The organism is Streptomyces antioxidans (genome assembly GCF_000968685.2).
Taxonomy (GTDB): Bacteria; Actinomycetota; Actinomycetes; order Streptomycetales; family Streptomycetaceae; genus Streptomyces; species Streptomyces antioxidans.
On the sequence record NZ_LAKD02000057.1, the window covers coordinates 38,791 to 56,564 of the forward strand.

Annotated in this window: 18 protein-coding genes; 9 read left to right on the plus strand and 9 right to left on the minus strand. The window is 70.1% G+C overall.

Annotated elements, in window-relative coordinates:
* Window positions 1-16 precede the first annotated feature (16 nt).
* From VT50_RS23005 to VT50_RS39355, 3 genes are read right to left on the minus strand one after another with little or no spacing between them, the layout of a single operon-like run.
* Window positions 17-739 carry a hypothetical protein gene (locus VT50_RS23005; protein ID WP_143645253.1) on the minus strand — a complete coding sequence of 241 codons (723 nt, stop codon included), beginning with the start codon at window positions 737-739 and terminating at the stop codon, window positions 17-19.
* Window positions 712-1,671, minus strand: a complete 960-nt coding sequence (locus VT50_RS23010; protein WP_158083224.1) for a Gfo/Idh/MocA family protein — start codon at window positions 1,669-1,671, stop codon at window positions 712-714. Before VT50_RS23010 ends, VT50_RS23005 begins: the two co-directional genes overlap by 28 nt.
* Entirely contained in the window at window positions 1,656-2,237 is a 582-nt protein-coding gene (locus VT50_RS39355) for a P-loop NTPase family protein (RefSeq protein WP_046085807.1), read from the minus strand. The genes VT50_RS23010 and VT50_RS39355 overlap by 16 nt, the downstream gene beginning before the upstream one ends.
* 81 nt (window positions 2,238-2,318) lie before the next feature.
* On the opposite strand from VT50_RS39355, the gene VT50_RS23015 reads away from it, so the two are divergent.
* Complete coding sequence (locus VT50_RS23015; RefSeq protein ID WP_046085806.1) at window positions 2,319-2,717, plus strand: VOC family protein; 399 nt, start codon at window positions 2,319-2,321, stop codon at window positions 2,715-2,717.
* Here VT50_RS23015 and VT50_RS23020 read toward each other — a convergent pair.
* Window positions 2,689-4,068, minus strand: coding sequence for an MFS transporter (locus VT50_RS23020; RefSeq protein ID WP_046085805.1), 1,380 nt, complete (start codon window positions 4,066-4,068; stop codon window positions 2,689-2,691). The genes VT50_RS23015 and VT50_RS23020 overlap by 29 nt on opposite strands.
* Window positions 4,062-5,408 (minus strand): phenylacetate--CoA ligase family protein, encoded by a 1,347-nt coding sequence (locus VT50_RS23025; protein WP_046085804.1) that lies wholly within the window; start codon window positions 5,406-5,408, stop codon window positions 4,062-4,064. The genes VT50_RS23020 and VT50_RS23025 overlap by 7 nt, the downstream gene beginning before the upstream one ends.
* A gap of 618 nt (window positions 5,409-6,026) precedes the next feature.
* On the opposite strand from VT50_RS23025, the gene VT50_RS23030 reads away from it, so the two are divergent.
* From VT50_RS23030 to VT50_RS23060, 7 genes are all read left to right on the plus strand, one after another.
* Window positions 6,027-7,055, plus strand: coding sequence for an Ldh family oxidoreductase (locus VT50_RS23030; RefSeq protein ID WP_075200322.1), 1,029 nt, complete (start codon window positions 6,027-6,029; stop codon window positions 7,053-7,055).
* Between the two features lie 79 nt (window positions 7,056-7,134).
* The gene (locus VT50_RS23035; RefSeq protein WP_046085802.1) at window positions 7,135-8,400 is read left to right on the plus strand and encodes a nucleotide sugar dehydrogenase; all 1,266 of its coding nucleotides are present in this window, start codon (window positions 7,135-7,137) and stop codon (window positions 8,398-8,400) included.
* Window positions 8,397-9,167 (plus strand): polysaccharide deacetylase family protein, encoded by a 771-nt coding sequence (locus VT50_RS23040; protein ID WP_053048527.1) that lies wholly within the window; start codon window positions 8,397-8,399, stop codon window positions 9,165-9,167. The genes VT50_RS23035 and VT50_RS23040 overlap by 4 nt, the downstream gene beginning before the upstream one ends.
* Window positions 9,164-10,021, plus strand: a complete 858-nt coding sequence (locus tag VT50_RS23045) for a glycosyltransferase family 2 protein (RefSeq protein WP_046085801.1) — start codon at window positions 9,164-9,166, stop codon at window positions 10,019-10,021. Before VT50_RS23040 ends, VT50_RS23045 begins: the two co-directional genes overlap by 4 nt.
* Window positions 10,022-10,629: 608 nt before the next feature.
* The gene (locus VT50_RS23050; RefSeq protein WP_046085838.1) at window positions 10,630-11,496 is read left to right on the plus strand and encodes a SigB/SigF/SigG family RNA polymerase sigma factor; all 867 of its coding nucleotides are present in this window, start codon (window positions 10,630-10,632) and stop codon (window positions 11,494-11,496) included.
* 265 nt (window positions 11,497-11,761) lie between these two features.
* Window positions 11,762-12,742, plus strand: a complete 981-nt coding sequence (locus VT50_RS23055) for a permease (protein ID WP_046085800.1) — start codon at window positions 11,762-11,764, stop codon at window positions 12,740-12,742.
* The gene (locus tag VT50_RS23060) at window positions 12,739-13,521 is read left to right on the plus strand and encodes a TIGR03943 family putative permease subunit (RefSeq protein ID WP_046085799.1); all 783 of its coding nucleotides are present in this window, start codon (window positions 12,739-12,741) and stop codon (window positions 13,519-13,521) included. Before VT50_RS23055 ends, VT50_RS23060 begins: the two co-directional genes overlap by 4 nt.
* 72 nt (window positions 13,522-13,593) lie before the next feature.
* Here VT50_RS23060 and VT50_RS23065 read toward each other — a convergent pair whose 3' ends face one another.
* Entirely contained in the window at window positions 13,594-13,893 is a 300-nt protein-coding gene (locus VT50_RS23065; RefSeq protein WP_046085798.1) for a hypothetical protein, read from the minus strand.
* Between the two features lie 225 nt (window positions 13,894-14,118).
* On the opposite strand from VT50_RS23065, the gene VT50_RS41435 reads away from it, so the two are divergent.
* Complete coding sequence (locus VT50_RS41435; protein WP_370443954.1) at window positions 14,119-14,196, plus strand: 50S ribosomal protein bL37; 78 nt, start codon at window positions 14,119-14,121, stop codon at window positions 14,194-14,196.
* A gap of 144 nt (window positions 14,197-14,340) precedes the next feature.
* On the opposite strand, the gene VT50_RS23070 is transcribed toward VT50_RS41435, so the two are convergent.
* From VT50_RS23070 to VT50_RS23080, 3 genes are all read right to left on the minus strand, one after another.
* Entirely contained in the window at window positions 14,341-15,531 is a 1,191-nt protein-coding gene (locus tag VT50_RS23070) for a serine hydrolase domain-containing protein (RefSeq protein WP_046085797.1), read from the minus strand.
* 113 nt (window positions 15,532-15,644) lie between these two features.
* The gene (locus VT50_RS23075) at window positions 15,645-16,721 is read right to left on the minus strand and encodes a tartrate dehydrogenase (RefSeq protein WP_046085796.1); all 1,077 of its coding nucleotides are present in this window, start codon (window positions 16,719-16,721) and stop codon (window positions 15,645-15,647) included.
* A gap of 57 nt (window positions 16,722-16,778) precedes the next feature.
* Window positions 16,779-17,669 carry a LysR family transcriptional regulator gene (locus VT50_RS23080; RefSeq protein WP_046085795.1) on the minus strand — a complete coding sequence of 297 codons (891 nt, stop codon included), beginning with the start codon at window positions 17,667-17,669 and terminating at the stop codon, window positions 16,779-16,781.
* Window positions 17,670-17,774: the final 105 nt, after the last annotated feature.

The window sequence follows — 17,774 nt, forward strand, 5'->3', positions numbered from 1 at the left end:
GCGGCCTCCTTGCCGGTTACGGGCGCCACCAGGTGTTGATCAGGATCAGGTCTTCCGCGTGGCTGCCGGCGTGTGTCTCCACGGTCACCCGGGCGAGCCGCGGGAGCGCGGCCAGCAGTGTCCGCGTGGGGCCGGCGTACTGAGCCAGGGGCAGGTGCCGGGTGTCCCGGGGGGATTTCCAGTCGAATCCCTTGACCTGCGCGGCCGGGACAAGGGCGCTCAGTTCCCCGGCCGCGTCCAGGGGGTCGGGGGTGATCCGGGCCAGTCCCAGGGTGTCCAGCACGAGCCGTACGCCCATTTCGGTGTGCAACGCGGCCAGGGTCTGCGGTGACGCGCCGCCGTCATGGGTCTCCACCAGTACGTTCTCCACGCCGCCCACCCGGTCGGCCAGGGCGCGGACCTGATGCCGCGTCACCTCCAGCCGATCCGGTGCCATGCAGTGGGGGGCCGCGAATACCTTCACCGGCACACCCGCCCGGAGCGGTGCGTCCCGTGCCGGGTCGAGGGCGTCGTCCGCAAGGTCTCCGAGGACCACGCCCACCCCGATGAAGGCGATGTCCACCCCGGCGTCGGCGAACGGGGCCAGGCCGTCCGTTTCCCACCGGTGTCCCTTGCCGCATCGCAGGTCCACCGTGCGGCCGCCGTGCCGCCGGACCAGCGCCGCGAGTTCGGCGCCCGGCAGTTGGGGGGCGCTGGCCGAGGACAGCCCGGTCAGCACGGTGTCTCCTGAGTGCGGCACGGCGCCTCCTCGGTCCGGTGGGCGAGTGCCTCGGTCAGCCAGGTGACGCCGCGAGCCCGTACCAGTGAACAGGCCACGGGCGCTGAGCCGTTCTCGATCGCGTGCGCCATCTCCTCGTACACCCGGCGGCGCAGGGTCGGAGTGGGTTCGACGGGGGATGTCCTCGGTCCGGTCTCCGTGGTGAGGGTCACCTGTCCGTCCTCGATGACCAGGCGTCTGTCGGGTCCGTAGACAGCGAGGCGCTCCCCGCGGACCGAGGACTCCGCCGAGACCGTCATCGACAGTACGGCGCCGCTCTCGAACCGGACGAGGGCTGCGATTCTGCTGTCGATGCCCGGCAGCCGCTCCCGCCGACCGGTCTCCCGTACCTCCACGGGCGAACCCAGTATCTGGCAGGCGAGGTCCAGGTAGTGGATCCCCAGGTGCGCGAGGATGCCTCCCAGCGCCTCCCGCGGGCGCCCGCGCCATCCGCGCTGGTGGTAGTGGACGACGGGGCGGTAGCGGGAGACCTCGAGCGCCGCTGTGACCTGGGGGGACCGGAACAGCCCCGTTTCGGTCTCATCGGTCAGCCGCATCCGGTGCTGAAGCATCACCCCCGTGGGCAGCCCCCGGTCGGTCCCGAGTGAGACGATGGAGTCCAGCTCGTCGACGGTCATCGCGGGCGGCTTTTCGACAAGCAGCGCCCGGCCGGCACGGAGGACATCGCGCGCCGCTTCCGCGCGGCCCCCAGGCGGAAGGCACAGGGACACCAGACCCACGCGGGGGTCCTGGAGGAGCCCGGAGAGCGATGCGTACCGCGGCAGCGCCGCCGTATCCGCCGCCGGGTCGGTGTCCACGACGCCCACTAGGCGCAGGCCGGAGGCCGCCTCCACCGCCGCGGCGTGCTGCCGCCCGGCGGCCCCGTAACCCACCACTCCTACGCCGACAGCCATCCGGCCCGTCCCCCTTCCGGGGTCCGGGCGGTTCCCTGGCAGTGGGCCGCGTCGGCCGGCAGGGAACCGCCCGCTGCGTCCACCCAGCGCTCGGCGAGCGGCATATCGCTTTCCGGGCGGCCGTGTTCCACGATGACGAGTGTCGTGACCCGGCGCCGTGGCAGGGCGCCGACCGGGGCCGCTCGGTCGTGCGAAGCGCCCGTGCGGTCGGTGCCGGGCGTCCGGCGCCGGCGCGCATCGACGACGCATACGGCCGTGCCGGGCGGAGGGGCCATTCCCGGAGGGCGGAGACAGAGCCCTCTGGGCACCGTCGGCCGCACGGGGGCGGTTCGCCCGACGCGGCCCTGCACGGCGATCCATCCGTAGCGCGCCCTGAGACGGCGGCCGAAGACGAGGAGCAGCGCGGAAGCCGCCGCTCGGGGGGCGCTGAGCGCGACGGTTTCCCCTTCCTCCAGGGTCAGATTGAGCCCGGGGATCAGAATCCGCTCCGTTCCTTTTCGGCCCACGGCGACAATGAGGTCGCGGATGATGAGGCCCGCTGACCCATGTGCGGCATGCGCATCCATCGCTTCTCCCGTCGAACTGGCGACGTGCCTCAACTCTGTTGGATGATGGGCCCGTTGCGAGCAGACACCAAGGAGGTACCCATGACGGAACGAGCCGGTGATTCTTTTAATTTCGCACGGCTGCATCACGTACAACTCGCCATTCCTCCGGGCACCGAGGACAAATGCCGCAGGTTCTGGGGCGACATTTTGGGAATGACGGAGCTGGAGAAGCCGGCTGTGCTCGCGGCGCGCGGGGGCTGTTGGTTCCGCGGCGGGGGCCTGGAGGTCCATCTGGGGGTGGAAAAGGATTTCACTCCCGCGCGTAAAGCCCACCCGGGTATTCTGGTGGAAAATCTCCGCTCACTGGCCGCTCGGCTGGAATCGGCCGAAATGCAGGTGATCTGGGACGGAGAGTTCCCCGGACACGAGCGTTTCTACTCATACGACCTCCTGGGGAATCGACTCGAGTTCATGGAGCCGCACGGTCGTCAGGAGTGAGGGGAGAGTGCCCGGCGGGAGGCGCGGTGTGCGCCTCCCGTGAGCCCCGTGAGCGCGCGGCCTGCTCGGGCGCTGCCTCGGCCGGGCCCGCTGCGTCGGCCGGACCGGACTCCAGCGGGCGTGCGAGCCGGGTGCTCTGCGCCCACCTCGCCGCCGGCGGTGAGGCGAGCGCGCATGCGCTGAAGGCGAGGGCGAGGATGCCCCATCCGGGCCCCTCCCAGCCGACAACGGCGGTGGCCACGACCGGTCCGAGCACATCACGCCCGACGTTGGTCAGGCTGAAGAATGCCTGGTAGTCGGGAAGCCGCCCCTCAGGCGGGAGGGCGTAGGACACCCCCCAGGCCCCGGCCGCCTGCCATACCTCCCCGAGCGTGTGTATCACGACTCCGCACAGCAGCAGGACAGAGGCCGTCACAGCGCCTCCGGCCGCTCCCGCCCAGTAGGCCAGGCAGCCCGCCGCCAGCGCGTAGCCGCTCCTGCGCAGGGCCCGGGCGCCACCGTGCAGGTCACCGGTCCCCCGGCTGGCCCATACCTGGAGGAGTACACACATCACGGTGTTGACCAGGATCAGCACCGCCACCAGCGAACGCGGCGCCGCGGTGTGCTGTGCGACCCAGAGCGGCAGTCCGACGAAGAGCAGTGCGTCGCGCATGCACAACACCAGGGTCAGCGCCGTAACGACGATGAACGGCAGGTCCCGGAGCACGCTCGAACGGCGGCCGTCCCTCGTGCGTTCCGTGAACTTCTGGTCCAGTCGCCGGGGAAGCCGGGCGGCGGCCAGTGCCGTCGCCACGTACGACAGCGCGTTTCCCGCGATCAGGATGAGGAAGGGCGTCAGGGCGGACAGGTGCATCAGCAGGCCGGAGAACGTCACGCCTACGGAGAAGCCGCCGTTGTTCGCGCTGCGCGTGAACGCCTGGAGACGCGCCGTCTCCTCGCCCGAAGCGGCCGCGGCGGCCAGCACGTTGCGGCAGACCTGCCCCGAACGTCCGGCGAAGATCGCCAGGATGACCAGCGGCAGGTAGAGCGCGAAGGTGGTGACGAAACTGTAGGAGATGACCACGGCCGTTTGCAGGACGCTGAAGGCGATCAGTGTCCGGCGCGCGCCATATCGCCGTATGACACGGCCGATCACCGAGCTGCCGAAGAGCCCGATGATGCCGGCCGTGGACATCCCCAGGGCGAGCTGCGCCGTTGGGATGCCCACTTCCTGGCTGAAGTACAGGATGTTGGCCGGCATCCACAGGCCGGTGCCGACGGAGTTGACGAACGAGCCGAACACCAGCAGCCGGCCAGGGCCGGACGGAAGCCCTTGCCAGGAGAAGCGGGAGCCGTGACTCGTCCTCACCATGCGACGGTTTCCCCCACCGCATGGCGGCCGATGGCCTGCTGGGTGGCCAGGAGCTGGAAGTGGGGCGCCTTTCCCGTCCGGGTCGCCAGCTCCTCCAGAGCCACGGCACGGACCCGCACATCACAGCGGTGCATCGCCGCCGACAGCTCCTTGACCAGCCGCTCCTCCAGGTCCGCCGCCTGCCGCGGATCACGCGGAGCGATGAGTGCCTCCAGCCGGCCCGGCTCCTCCTGCCGCACCTGCCAGCGGTCCAGCGGCTGCCGCTCCAGCACCAGGCGGAGTGGTTTGACCCCGACCAGCGCCCCGCCGGCATCGACGACCAGGCCGCGCTGCCGCCCCTCAAGGCCCGTGATCCGCGCATGCGCCCGGCCGCACGGACAGCCGTCGCGCAGCACCTCGCCACAGTCACCGGGCCGGTAGCGAAGCAGGCTCATCGCCCGGTTGACAAGAGAGCTGATGAGTAACTGGGAGTGTTCATCCGTACCGATGTCCACGCGTTCCTCATCGAAGTGGTACGTGCCCGGCTGCTCGGGGCACTCCCACGCGACCCGGCCGAACTCCTGCAACCCGTAGACATCCCGGTGCGGGCAGTCGAAGCCGGCGGAGATGGCCTCGCGGGTGCTCCGGTCCAGAGTGTCACCGTGCGTCAGCACCATGCGCGGGGTGGGCAGATGGAGCAGTCCCTCGCGCTGCCGGATCAGGGCCAGCAGCACCTCCAGAGGCTGGCCCCACACCATGTGCGGGCGGAAGTCGGCGCAGAGCCGGTCCACGAAGGCGGTGTCGGACGGGCCCATGGTCGCCACGTTGATCCGCAGGACGGTCGCGGCACCGAAGTGCGGCAGCGTCTCGAAGGCTGTGGGGGAATGCCGGGTATCGGCAGTCAGCCGCAGCACCCGGAGTCCCGGTTCCAGGCCGTACGCACTGAGCATGCGCAGGTTCGAGGCGGTCGCCTCAGCCAGGAGCGAGGCGTCGTGGGCGATGGCCACCGGCTCGCCGGTGGTGCCGGAGGTGCGCACGCGCAGCTCGTCCCACTCGTCCACCAATCCGGTGCGCAGCGATTCCGGTGCCTCGCGCAGTGTCGTCTTCTCCAGTACGGGCAGTTCGCCGAGTACCGTTTCGGCCGTATCCGGGGAGAGGTCCCGGCCGGTGAGCAACGGCGCGAAGTGGTCCGTCGACACGGCCCTGGCCAGGGAATCCGTGAGCCGGTCCCGGCGGAATCCGTCCAGGAGGGGCCGGTCCCGCGGAGTGACGTCGTACAGCTCCTGAAACAGCTGCCACCCTTCGGCGACACCAATAGTCGTACGGAGGCTCTGGTTGTGCCACCACTTGTGCCCGGACATTCCTGAACCCTTTCCCGGTAACTGCGAGGGTGCCCGGGGGCAGCGCACGAAGATGTCGCGCCGCCCCCGGTGTCTCGCGCTGGATTCTCAGCCTCAGAAGGTGGCCTCAGCGGTCTCGAACGACATTTTGATACACCTCCTCCCGATGATCGGTGAAGGAACTCGAGCGATTCCGAATAGCGTGGAATCCGAGGAATAAACCAGGCCGTTGACCTCAGTCTGGTTTCACCCGCGGGCCGTACCAACTTGCTTGTCCAGTAGGCCAGTTGGGCGCCTCGAGCAGAGGATGCTACAGCGCCGCCATGGCCCGCACAATACCGTGGAACTTCTCGGGTGAACTGAGGAAAGTTTGACCGCATGTCGTTTTTTGGCCTATATGCCCCGGGCTTCGGTAGTCGGTGCGGAATTACGCTCTTACCGTGACTCGCAGGTCAGGATAGTTTTGCTCATAAAGCCAATTGCGGAGCCGGTGAAATGGCGCACCGGGATTGATGGACAGTCCGCGTGCTGGTTACAGTCTGACTTGGCGACTCCGCCGCAATATCAAGATCCTTTGCTCTTCGCCCCATCACATCGGATCCGTACGCCTGTCGTGCCCGCCTACGTGAGGAGCAGGAAATGCAGGACGTGCTCTACTTCCATACGGAAGAACTCCATAAAAGAGCCCGGGAAGCACTTGAGACGGCGGGAGCGCCGCCCGATATCTCTGACTTGGTGGCGAAGGTGCTCGTGGACGCGGACGTGCGCGGGCACCCCTCCCATGGCGTCGCGCTGCTCCCCCTCTACCTCACGCGCATGCGGAAGGGCGGGATCAAGGCACGGGCCCGGCCCTCCTGGACGCAGCTGTCCGAGACCGCGGCGCTCGTGGAGGGGCGCGGCGGATTCGGCCAGCTGGCGGCGGACGCCGCCGCCCGGAACTGTGCGCGCTCCGCCGCCCGGCAGGGACTCGCCGCCGTCGGTATCCGCGGCAACAACCACATCGGCATGCTGGCCGCATACCGGCAGCACTTCATCGCACCGGACATCATCGGGCTCCTGATGAACATCTCCGGACCGAGCGTCTCGGCCCCCGGCGCTCAGCGTGCGACCCTCGGCAACAACGCCGTCTGTCTGATCGTGCCCCGCCGGCGGCAGAACCCCTTCATCGTCGACTTCGCCACCGGCACCGTGGCATGCGGCAAGATACGCACCGCCGCACTCCACGGCGAACCGGTGCCCCCCGAGTGGCTGCTGGACAACAAGGGGCAGCCCAGCACCGACCCCGAGGACCTCGACCGGGGAGGCTCAGTACCGGTCTTCGGCGGTCACAAGGGCCTGGGCCTCTCCTTGATGATCGAAGTACTGGCCGGGATCCTCGTGGCCGGGACCGTAAGCCCGCTCGTGCACAGGCAGCGTCACAAGCCCAGCCACACCATGGGCTGCTCCCAGCTCTTCCTCGGCTTCCGCTCGGACCTGTTCGGGCAGGAGGGCCGGCACGAGCTTCTCGATGTCCTGTCCACCACCGTCCGGGACGGCTACGACACCACCGTTTCCGAACCCTACTTCCCCGAACAGCGGGAACAGACATCCATGAAAGCCGCTGAGGAGACCGGAGTGCCCGTCCCCTCGGCGGTGGCTGCCGAACTCGGCTGGGCAGCACACCTCTGACAGCGCACCGGCCAGGTGGCCGACCGCGTGTCGACCACCAACCGAACCGGCCGGCCACCACGAGAAAGCGAAAAGCCGCATGGCTGAACCTCGGCCCCTGCCGCAATTAGCGGTGCTGGGCATCGGCTACGTGGGACTGCCTCTAGCGGTCACGGCCGCCGCAACCGGCTACCGTACCTGGGGCGTCGACACGGACATACGCGTTGTAGCGCAGGTCAACGACGGTATCTCGCCCGTCGACACGGTCGGGGACGGAGAACTGGCGGTGGTGGGGGACCGCCTGACCGCGACCACCGACCCCGGCTGTCTCTCCCAGTGCTCGGTCATCGTCATCTGCGTGCCCACTCCCCTGGACACCGCGGGCCGGCCCGACCTGACCGCCCTCACCCAAGCGGTCACCTCGGTGCGCGACGCCCTCCAACCCGGTCAACTCATCATCCTCGAGTCCACCACCTACCCGGGCACCACAGACGGGCATGTCCGCCGCCTCCTGGAAGAAAGTGGCCTGCGCGCCGGCGCCGACTTCAACCTCGCCTATTCCCCGGAACGTGTCGACCCGGGCAACCCGGTCTACCGGCTCGGCAACACACCCAAACTCGTCGGCGGCCTCACACCCGCCTGCAGGGACCGCGCCTCCGCCTTCTACAGCAGGTTCATCCAGCATCTGCACCCCACTCCCGGCATCAGGGAAGCAGAGGCGGCCAAGATCTTCGAAAACACCTACCGGCAGGTGAACATCGCCCTCACCAATGAGTTCGCCCGCCTGTGTCACGCCTTCGACATCGACGTGTGGGAAACCCTGCGCGCCGTGGAGACAAAACCCTTCGGCTTCAGCGGATTCCACCCGTCAGCCGGAGTGGGCGGACACTGCATCCCCGTGGACCCGCTCTACCTCGTACACCGGGCCCGTGAACTAGGCCTCCCCTTCCGCATGGCAGAAGCGGCCCAGAGCGTCAACGCCGCCATGCCCGCCTGGGTCGCCGAACGAGTCGTCGCCCAACTCACCGCGGACGGCACACCACCCCACGACGCGCGCGTCCTGCTCCTCGGCGCCACCTACAAACGCGACGTCGCCGACACCAGAAACGCACCCTGCGTGGAACTGGCCTCCCGCCTGAGGATTATGGGCACAGACGTGGCCTTCCACGACCCCTACATCCCCACCCTGGTCGTCAACGGCACCACGGTGCACCGCACACCCGCCGTGGACGAAGCCGTCAGCCTCGCCGACCTCGTGGTCGTCGTCCAGCACCACAAAGAGTATGGCGACGACCTCCTCGGCCGGGCACGCCGCATCTTCTACACCTCGGAGCCCGCCGCGCTGCCCAACGGAGTATCCCTGTGACGACCACCGTGCCCGGCACGCCCCCCGAACACCAGCCACTGACCGGACCGGCACCCGGCTGGCCCCTGGTCGTCTACTTCCACCATGTCCACCCCAAGATCTCCCACTACACCGCGCTCTCCGAAGCCGCCTTCGAACAGGGACTACAACTCCTCCTCCAGCACTTCGCCCCCTACCCGGCAGCCGACCTGGTCACCGGAGGACCACTCACCCAGCCATCCCGGCCCACCGTCCTCATCACCTTCGACGACGGATACCGCGACTGCTTCGACCACGCCCGGCCCCTGCTCAGACGCCACTCCCTCACAGCCGTCTTCTTCGTCATCACCGACCGGATCGGAACCCACTCGCCCGACCCCCGGCAGTCCTTCCTGACCTGGGAAGAGTGCGACACCCTCCATGAAGAGGGCCACATCATCGCCGCACACACCCGCACCCACCCCCGGCTCGACCTCCTCACGCCCGCAGCAGCACATGAGGAAGTCACTCCCTCGCTCCGCACCATCCAGTCCCGCTACGGCCACACACGAGGACTCTTCGCCTACCCCTACGGCGCCGTCCCCCGGACCGACCTGATCCCACCCGGCATCCTCCCCTTCGGCACCGTCCGCTCCCGCCCAACAGCCTGGCCCGCGGCAACCGGACCCCACCCCATCCGACGGACATACCTCCCCACCGGACACCAGAACATCTGGCCGGCCCTGATCACCGCATGGCGCCAGCAGTGGGACGACGCGCCAGCCCCCCATCAGGAGAATCACCCATGACCGCGAAAATCACCGTCATCATCGCCACCAGGAACAGACCGCACGACATCCCCCCACTGCTCACGGCCCTGGAACAAACCCAGATCAACGACACCATCCACGAAATACTCTTGGTGGACGACGCTTCCACCGTGCCCCTGACCCGCTCGCCCCCGCGCTCGGCCGCCTTCCCCGTCCACATCCTCCGCAACCCCCGCAGACTCGGCGCTTCCACCAGCCGCAACACCGCCGCGGCACACGCCCGCGGGAACATACTCGCCTTCCTGGACGACGACGCCCGGCCTCTTCCCGACTGGTGCCAAGCCCTCCTCGACGCACTCACCCCGCAACGCGCCGCCATCACCGGCCGCGTTCTCCCCCTCGACAAAGGCGTGGTCTCACGAGCCCGCCAATACCGCTACGAACAGCGCTACGCCGCCCACCAGCCACTGGCACAGGTCAGCTTCTTCGCCGGCGGCAACTCCGCTATCTGGACCACACACTTCCGCCACGCCGGAGGATTCCCCGAAACCGGCACGGGAAGCGACAACGGGCTGGTCACCGCACTCAACAAAAAGGGAAACGCCGTACACTTCGCCCCGGACATGCGAGTCGCGCACCGCAATGGCAAAGGCCTCACAACAGCAGCACAAGAATCCTGGTATGCCGGCCGCAACGCGACCAAGACCACCAGCACCCGTGCAACCCTCAGTCAAGAACTCGGCCACACCGCCGCCACCATGCGACGCCAACCCTGGCGAACGGACATCACCGCGGCCACGGTCAACACCTTCCTCCAGGCCATCCACTCCACAGCACGCTGCACACCCCCCAAGGGGCTTCTTTCGAGCGGGCGGTCACGCTTCGGGCGGTGACGCTGATCATGGCCGCGGTGGTGGCCAGCCCCGCTGGTGCGGGCCGCCGAGCAGCCCGTGTGGTGAAACCCCCTCGACCTGGTTGCCTCCTCGGAGAGATCTTTAGGGCATGGAGTTCCTGTTCTTGTAACGGGTGTACCGAATGGTCCCCAGGCCAGGTTCGTACGGCCGGGATGACCGCCGCGCTGTTCACCGGAGTCCCGGCCGGGGCCCGGCGGGCAGGTGCGCTGACCCTGCTTCCCTCAGCCCCCACCCGCCACCACGACGCCCGCGTCGCTCCGGCACCGGAGCGAGCGGACGCGTGACCGAAGCGCTGGCACACCGGGAAGACGGCTTTGGCCAGCAGCCGGTTCAGGCGACGAAGCGCTCGCCCGGAGCTGCGTGGACTGTCCTCGTAGGGCCGCAAGGTGAGCTACCTCATCGGGCGGTGGTGGCGTAAGCACTGGAACACAACGGTTTGACATCGGTACGCATGGCTAGAAGAGTCAGTGACCGAGGTGCTTCGGAAAGCAGGCACACCCGCGGGAGCCGCGCATGACGCGCTGTGAGCCCCAGATGTGCCGGGCTGGGCTTCCGCGCTGCTGGACAGCAACGAGCAGGGAGCAGAGATGACACCGACGATCGCCGCGCCCGCAACCGCAACTGCGACCACGCCCGCGTCCGCACCCCCGCGTGCCCGCCGCTCTCATGACGACGCCCCCGACACCACGGCCGACTTCGAGCGGCTGGCCACCGCCTCCGATGGGCCCGAGCGTGAGGCGCTGGTGGAGGAACTGGTGGCGGCCTGGCTGCCGATGGCCCACCGGCTCGCCCACCGCTACCGCAACCGGGGGGAGAACCTGGAGGACCTGCAACAGGTCGCGGCGATGGGCCTGGTCAAGGCCGTCGACCGCTACGACCCGCGGCGCGGGGGCGCGTTCGAGCCGTACGCCATCCCCACGATCGTCGGGGAGCTCAAGCGGTACTTCCGCGACTGCAGTTGGGATCTGCACGTTCCCCGGCGGGTGCAGGAGCTGCGCAACAAGGTCCGTACCACCGTCCAGGAGATGGCCACCACCGAAGGCGCCGACCGCTCCCCGACCGTGGCGCGGATCGCCGAAGCCGCGGGCATGAGTGAGGAGGACGTGCTCACCGGCGTGGAAGCCCTCGGCAGTTACCGCTCGCTGTCCCTGGACGCCGAGATGACCGGCGCGGACGACGGCTACTCCCTGGCCGACACCCTCGGCCGGCCCGAGGGCCGCTATGAGACGGTCATCGCCCGCGAAGCGGTCAAGCCCTGCCTGCACCGGCTTCCGGAGCGGGAGCAGCACATCCTGTACTTGCGTTTCTTCCGCGATATGACCCAAGCCCGCATCGCCGATGAGCTGGGCATCTCCCAGATGCACGTCTCGCGACTCATCTCCCGCAGCTGCCAGGACATCCGCGAACAGGTCGAGAGCGGGCCACGGCCCCAGCCGGTCCCGGCCGCCGCCTGACGCCTGGACGGCACCGACCCGACCCCCACTCGAGGTGATTCGCTGACCCACCGTGCCGCTAAGGTGGGTCGGCGCATGTCGGCTTGGTGAAGGTCCTGTGAGAGGGGGCGGGTTGGGCAGCGATGTCGACCTCGCGCCGCCGTCACCGTCCGCGGACCGCGACGGCGGTGGGGTGGCGTCGTCCTCGTCGTCCTCGTCGTCCTCGTCATCCTCGTCGTCCTCGTCATCCTCGTCGTCCTCGTCGTCCTCCGCCGGGGCCGACGGGATGCGTACCGCGGCACGCATCACCTCTCATGCGCTGATCGCCGGCGCCCCGGTGGTGCTGCTCGGCGGTCTCGCCCTGGCGTTCGGGCCCGAGATCACCGCCGCGCTCGACGATCGGGCGGTGGCGGCGTGGCGCACGGTGTTCACCGCGATCGTCATCCAGGGCGTGCCGTTTCTGCTGTTGGGCACGGTGGTGTCGGCCGCCATCAGCGCGTTCGTACCGGCGTGGGTGTTCACCCGGGTGCTTCCGCGCAGCCCGGCGCTCGCCGTACCGGTGGCCGGTGCCGCCGGGGCGGTGCTGCCGGGGTGTGAGTGTGCTTCGGTGCCGGTGGCCAGCAGTCTGATGCGGCGCGGGGTGGCCCCGGCGGCGGCATTGGCGTTCCTGCTGTCGGCCCCGGCCATCAACCCGATCGTGCTGGTCGCGACCTATGTGGCCTTCCCCAACAGCCCCTGGATGGTTGTCGCACGGCTGGTCGCCTCGCTGCTGACCTCGGTCGTCATGGGCTGGCTGTGGATCCGGGCGGGCCGCGAGGAGTGGCTGCGGCTGCCGAAGGGACCGGCCGGGCACACCCCCGGCGCGAGCCGCGCGGAGGAGTTCCGGCTCTCGCTCCAGCATGACTTCCTGCACGCCGGGGGCTTCCTCGTGGTCGGCGCGGCGGCCGCCGCCACGTTCAACGTCGCGGTGCCGCACTCCGTACTGCGGCTCTTCTCCGACTCCCCGTGGCTCGCGCTGCCCATGCTGGGGGTGCTCGCGGTGGTCCTCGCGGTCTGCTCGGAGGCCGACGCGTTCGTCGCCGCGTCGCTCAGCGGGTTCTCGCCCACCGCCCGGCTCGCCTTCATGGTGGTCGGCCCGATGGTGGACCTGAAGCTCATCGCCCTGCAGTCCGGCACCTTCGGGCGCGCCTTCGCGGTGCGCTTCTCGTCGGCCACCTGGGTGGTGGCGGTGGTGTGCAGCGGGCTGGTGGGGTGGTGGCTGCTGTGAAGCGCAACATCCAGGTGCTGCTGCTCCTCTTCCTCGGGGTCGGTCTGCTGCACATCTCCCTGCTGACCGATCTGTATCTGCGCTATGTGCGCCCGGGGCTGCGGCCCGCGCTCATCGCCTCCGGAGTGCTGCTGATCGTCCTGGGTGCGGTGAGCGCCGCCCGCGACGGCTTCCCGTTCAACCGCCCCCGAACGGACGGCGACGGCCACGGCCACGGCCATGGGGACGGGGACGGACACGGCCACGGCCACGCGGGCGGTCCCAAGGTCGCCTGGCTGCTGTACGTACCGGCCCTGACCATCCTCTTCCTGGCGCCGCCCGCACTCGGCTCGTACACCGCCTCCCGCGACGAGGCGAAGGCCCCCCGGGCGCCCTCCTCCCCGGGCGACAGCGGCGACAGCCTCTTCCCGGCCCTGCCGGACACCCGGGTGGTGCCGATGACGCTGAACGACTTCAGCGCCCGTGCGGTCTGGGACACCGATGGCACCCTCGAGGGCCATATCGTCCGGCTCACCGGCTTCGTCACCCCCGGACGCCATGGCACCTGGTACGTCAGCCGCCTCGTCATCAGCTGCTGCGCCGCCGACGCCCAGGTGCGCAAGGTGCGGGTGCACGGCGCCCCGGCGCCGCCCGCCGACGCCTGGGTGACCGTCACCGGTACCTGGCACCCCACCGGAAAGGTCGGCACGGACGGCGCGAGTCCGGCCCTGGACACGACCGCGGTACGGCGCGTCCCGGCTCCGAAGGACCCGTACCACGATGTGGTGGTCCGGCCCTGACGGCGCTCATCGCCGTACGTCCCCGGCGCGGGGCCACCATCGCGCGATCGCGGCCCCGCGCCACGGGTGCGGTCAGTGGTCGTCCCAGTGGCCTTCGTGAGCGGCGTGGCGGTGACCGTCGTGGATGTAGTCCACATGGCCGCCGTGCGGGACGGCGACATGGCCACAGCCGTCCCGGTGCTGGTGGTCGTGGCCTTCATGGACGGTGTGGCCCGCGGGTTCGCACTCGTCGACGTGGTCGTCGTGGGTGCGGTGCAGATGGCCGTCGTGGACGTAGTCGGTGTGGTCCTGATGTGGCACGGCGACGTGTCCGCACTGGCTGCCGTGCTCGTGGGCGTGGTCGGTGTGGGGGGTGTGCGTGGAGCTGGTCACGAGGGTCCCTCTTTCTCCCCCCTCTCCCTATTTTTCCCCTCGCATTCTGCAGCCGGACCCGTGCCCATGCCATTCTCCGGACACCTGGGCCTGGTCAGGTCGGCGTGCCGCCCAATGGAGGGGCGTGATGGGTCGGGGGCTGGGTAGGCGCGCCGCGATCATCGCTTGAGATGCCGAGGCAATCGGTACACATAGGGCGAAAGGCATTGCTGGAAAGGAGGCGACATGTCGTCGAAGCGACGTCGTAAGAAGAAGGCCCGTCGTAAGAACGGGGCCAATCACGGTAGCCGTCCCCAGTCCTGACCTGGGGCTTCCGTCGAGTGACGGCGACCGGCTCCCCGGGCGCGTGGCGCGTGACCGCGCCCGGGCGCGGGGAGCCGGTGTGACCGGCCGCGGGGAGCCCCGTGTGACCGGCCGCGGCTGTTCCGCCGCGGACACCCGATGCACCTAGTGGTGGCGTTCGCAGAGGGCCGTCTGGACGGCGGCCTTCATGTCGGCGTCCTGGGCGTCCGTGCCGCCCGGGTTGAGGTTCACCATGACCGTCGCCTGGCTGCCGTCGGCCGTGGCGCCGCCCACCGTTCCGTATCCGAGGATGTCGCCGCCGTGGCCCCAGTAGAGGCCGCCGCAGGGCAGCGGCCTGCTCTCCAGGCCGAGGCCGTACGCCCGGCCGTCGGGATTGCCCGTGGGGCGGGTCGTCATCAGCTGCCGCTGCTGGGCCGGGCGCAGCAGCTCGCCGCCTACGAGTGCGCCCAGGAAGCGGTTGAGGTCGGTGCCGCTGGAGATCATGCTGCCGCCCGCGCCCGCGACCGAGGGGTTGACCGCGGTGATGTCCACGAGCGGCGCGCCCCCGCCCGGCCGGGCGTAGCCGCGCGGGTGCGGGCCGGGGATCGTCGGGGTGTCGCCCGGTACGCGGGTCTCGCACAGGCCGAGCGGCGCGATGACGCGCCGGTGGATCTCCTCGCCGTAGGTGCGGCCGGTGACCCTTTCGATGACCAGGCCGACCAGCAGGTAGTCGGTGTTGGAGTAGCGCCAGCCGGTGCCGGGCTCGAAGGCCGGGGGGTGGGCGAGTGCGATGTTCACCAGGTCGCGGGGGTCGTGGTGGGCGAGGGGATCCTTGAGGACATCCCGCGGGGTGAGGTACGCGAGGTAGTCGGGGACGCCGCTGGTGTGCTGCAGCAGCTGGCGGACGGTGGTGGTCCGCCCGTCGTTGCCGTGTCCGCGGATGACACCGGGCAGATAGCGCTCCACCGGCGCGTCGAGGGCGATGCGACGCTCGCCCACCAGCTGGAGCACGACCGTCGCCACGAAGGGCTTGGTCATGCTGCCGATCCGGAACCTGCTGTCGCGGCGCATCGGCGCGTGGCTCTTCACATTGGCGACGCCGCTGGTCAGGACCGTGCCGCTGCCGTGCCGGTGCCACACCTCCACGAGCGCTCCGGGCGCGCCGTCGGCCGTGGTCAGCCGGTGCAGGATGGCACGCAGGCGGGAGGTGCGGTCGGCGGCGCCTTTCGGCGCCGTCGCCGTGGTGCTTCTCGGTGCCGCTGTCGCGGCGCTCTTCGGTGCCGCCGCGGCGGCACCCGCCGCCACCGCCAGGGTGAGTCCGCCGCTCAGCACCCGCCTGCGCTTGACCCCGTCCATGTGATCCCCCTCCGGGCTCGAGCCCCATTGCGACCGAATGGTCACGTTAGAGACCGCCGGGCCCGGAATCGATCCGGCCAGCCACCCCTATCGCCCTGGGGACAACCCCACTGTCATCGGAGCAGTTCGAGCAGCGCGTCGGTGAACTCCTCCGTGGTGGCCGTGCCGCCCAGGTCCGGGGTGCGTACGGGGGTCTTCGCCAGGACGGCCACGATGGCGTCGGTGACGCGGGTGGCCGCCTCGGGGTGGCCGAGGTGGTCGAGCATCATGGCCGCGGACCAGATCGCGCCGAGCGGGTTGGCGACACCGCGTCCGGCGATGTCGGGCGCGGAGCCGTGGACGGGCTCGAACATGGACGGGAAGTCGCGCTCGGGGTTGAGGTTGGCCGCGGGGGCGATGCCGATGCTGCCCGCGACCGCGGCGCCGAGATCGCTCAGGATGTCGCCGAAGAGGTTGGAGGCCACGACGACGTCGAAGCGCCGCGGGTCGAGGACGAACTTCGCGGCGAGGGCGTCGATGTGCTCCTGGCCCCACGCCACCTCCGGGTGCGCGGCGGCGCGTTCGGCCACCAGCTCGTCCCAGAAGGGCATGGTGTGGATGATGCCGTTGGACTTGGTGGCCGAGGTGAGGCGGCCGCCGCGCCGTTCGGCGAGGGAGAAGGCGTAGTCCAGGACGCGGGTGACGCCCCTGCGGGTGAACACCGCTTCCTGGACGGCCATTTCCTCCGGGAGCCCGCGCCCGAGACGGCCGCCGATCTCGCCGTACTCGCCCTCGACGTTCTCCCGGACGACGACGAGGTCCACATCGCCGGGGCCCGCGTCGCGCAGCGGGCTGGGCACGCCCTCGAAGACCCGGATGGGGCGCAGGTTGACGTACTGCTGGAAGCCCCGGCGAATGGGGATCAGCAGCCCCCACAGCGAGACGTGGTCGGGGACGCCGGGGTAGCCGACCGCGCCGAGCAGGATCGCGTCATGGCCGCGCAGCCGGTCGAGACCGTCGTCGGGCATCATCGCGCCGAGGCGCGCATGGCGCTCGCAGGACCAGTCGAACGTCTCGTAGCTGAAGCCGAGGCCGTGCCGGGCGGCGACGGTGTCCAGCACCCGGCGGGCGGCCGGGATGACCTCGTTGCCGATGCCGTCGCCGGGGATCAGGGCGATGCGGTGGGTGGTGGTCGTGCGGGGGTTCGTCATGGAGGGGATTGCAGCAGGGGAGCGACGTCCGCGTCCAAGACGCGGATCGCATCTGTCTTATAGGCCCGCCCTATGGGATTCCCCCGCGGTGCTGACGAACGCCTCCGCCGCAGGGGTCAGCGGGGCCCGCCGGCTGACCAGGGCGATGCGCAGGCTGGTGCTCGGCTCCAGGTCCAGCACCAGCGCCCCCGCCCGCTCCGCGAGGCCGCGCCAGGCGTCGGCCACCACGGCGAGGCCCACGCCCCTCAGCACCAGCGGCAGGATCGACACCCGGTGCTCGGTCTCGACCACGACGGTCAGCGCCACGCCCCCGGCCACCAGATCGTCGACGTAGCGGCGCATCCCGGTGCCCTTCTGGCCCACGATCAGCCGGTGTCCGGACAGCTGCTCATGGCGCACCGGCACCCCGGGGCGGAACGGCCCGTCCGGGGGCGTCAGCAGCACGAAGCGCTGCTCGGACAGCGGGTAGGTGCGCACATCGCCCTGCGGTACGGGGTCGGGGGAGGCCAGCAGCCCCAGCTCGCACACGCCGGTGCGCACCATCTCCGTCACATCGCGCGGGGTGAACGCGGCCTGTACGCGCACGGACACCTCGGGATGGGCCCGGGCGAAGCGGTCGATCATGCCCGTCAGCGGCTCGACGGCCTGGGAGGGCGGGGCCGCGATGTCCACCCGGCCGCCGCGCAGCCCGTGCACCGACTCCACACTGGCCCGCGCGAGCTGGAGGCTGCGCACCGCCTCCCGGGCCGGGCCGATCAGCGCCGTACCCGCGTCGGTGAGGACCGCCCGGCGGCCGATGCGGTGGAAGAGGTCGCTGCCCAGGTCGCGCTCCAGGGCGCGGACGGCCTGGGAGAGGGACGGCTGGGACAGATACAGCGCGGCGGCGGCCCGGTTGAATCCGCCGTGGTCCACCACGGCCAGGAAGTACTCCAGTTGCCGCACATCCACCGCGCGCCGCCTCCCCGCGTCCGGCCACCCTGACCGCTCCATAGGTGTCGCTTATAAGGATTGTCGTCAACGGGTCTTGGACGCGCACCGCGGGCGGCTGCTGGG

Bases quoted from the DNA above. Each gene is read 5' to 3' on its own strand.
- VT50_RS39355 (WP_046085807.1), bottom strand. From the start codon at position 2,237: ATGGATGCGCATGCCGCACATGGGTCAGCGGGCCTCATCATCCGCGAC.
- VT50_RS23025 (WP_046085804.1), bottom strand. From the start codon at position 5,408: ATGTCCGGGCACAAGTGGTGGCACAACCAGAGCCTCCGTACGACTATT.
- VT50_RS23055 (WP_046085800.1), top strand. From the start codon at position 11,762: ATGCGTACCGCGGCACGCATCACCTCTCATGCGCTGATCGCCGGCGCC.
- VT50_RS41435 (WP_370443954.1), top strand. From the start codon at position 14,119: ATGTCGTCGAAGCGACGTCGTAAGAAGAAGGCCCGTCGTAAGAACGGG.
- VT50_RS23010 (WP_158083224.1), bottom strand. From the start codon at position 1,671: ATGGCTGTCGGCGTAGGAGTGGTGGGTTACGGGGCCGCCGGGCGGCAG.
- VT50_RS23050 (WP_046085838.1), top strand. From the start codon at position 10,630: ATGACACCGACGATCGCCGCGCCCGCAACCGCAACTGCGACCACGCCC.
- VT50_RS23015 (WP_046085806.1), top strand. From the start codon at position 2,319: ATGACGGAACGAGCCGGTGATTCTTTTAATTTCGCACGGCTGCATCAC.
- VT50_RS23030 (WP_075200322.1), top strand. From the start codon at position 6,027: ATGCAGGACGTGCTCTACTTCCATACGGAAGAACTCCATAAAAGAGCC.
- VT50_RS23020 (WP_046085805.1), bottom strand. From the start codon at position 4,068: ATGGTGAGGACGAGTCACGGCTCCCGCTTCTCCTGGCAAGGGCTTCCG.
- VT50_RS23075 (WP_046085796.1), bottom strand. From the start codon at position 16,721: ATGACGAACCCCCGCACGACCACCACCCACCGCATCGCCCTGATCCCC.
- VT50_RS23035 (WP_046085802.1), top strand. From the start codon at position 7,135: ATGGCTGAACCTCGGCCCCTGCCGCAATTAGCGGTGCTGGGCATCGGC.
- VT50_RS23070 (WP_046085797.1), bottom strand. From the start codon at position 15,531: ATGGACGGGGTCAAGCGCAGGCGGGTGCTGAGCGGCGGACTCACCCTG.
- VT50_RS23045 (WP_046085801.1), top strand. From the start codon at position 9,164: ATGACCGCGAAAATCACCGTCATCATCGCCACCAGGAACAGACCGCAC.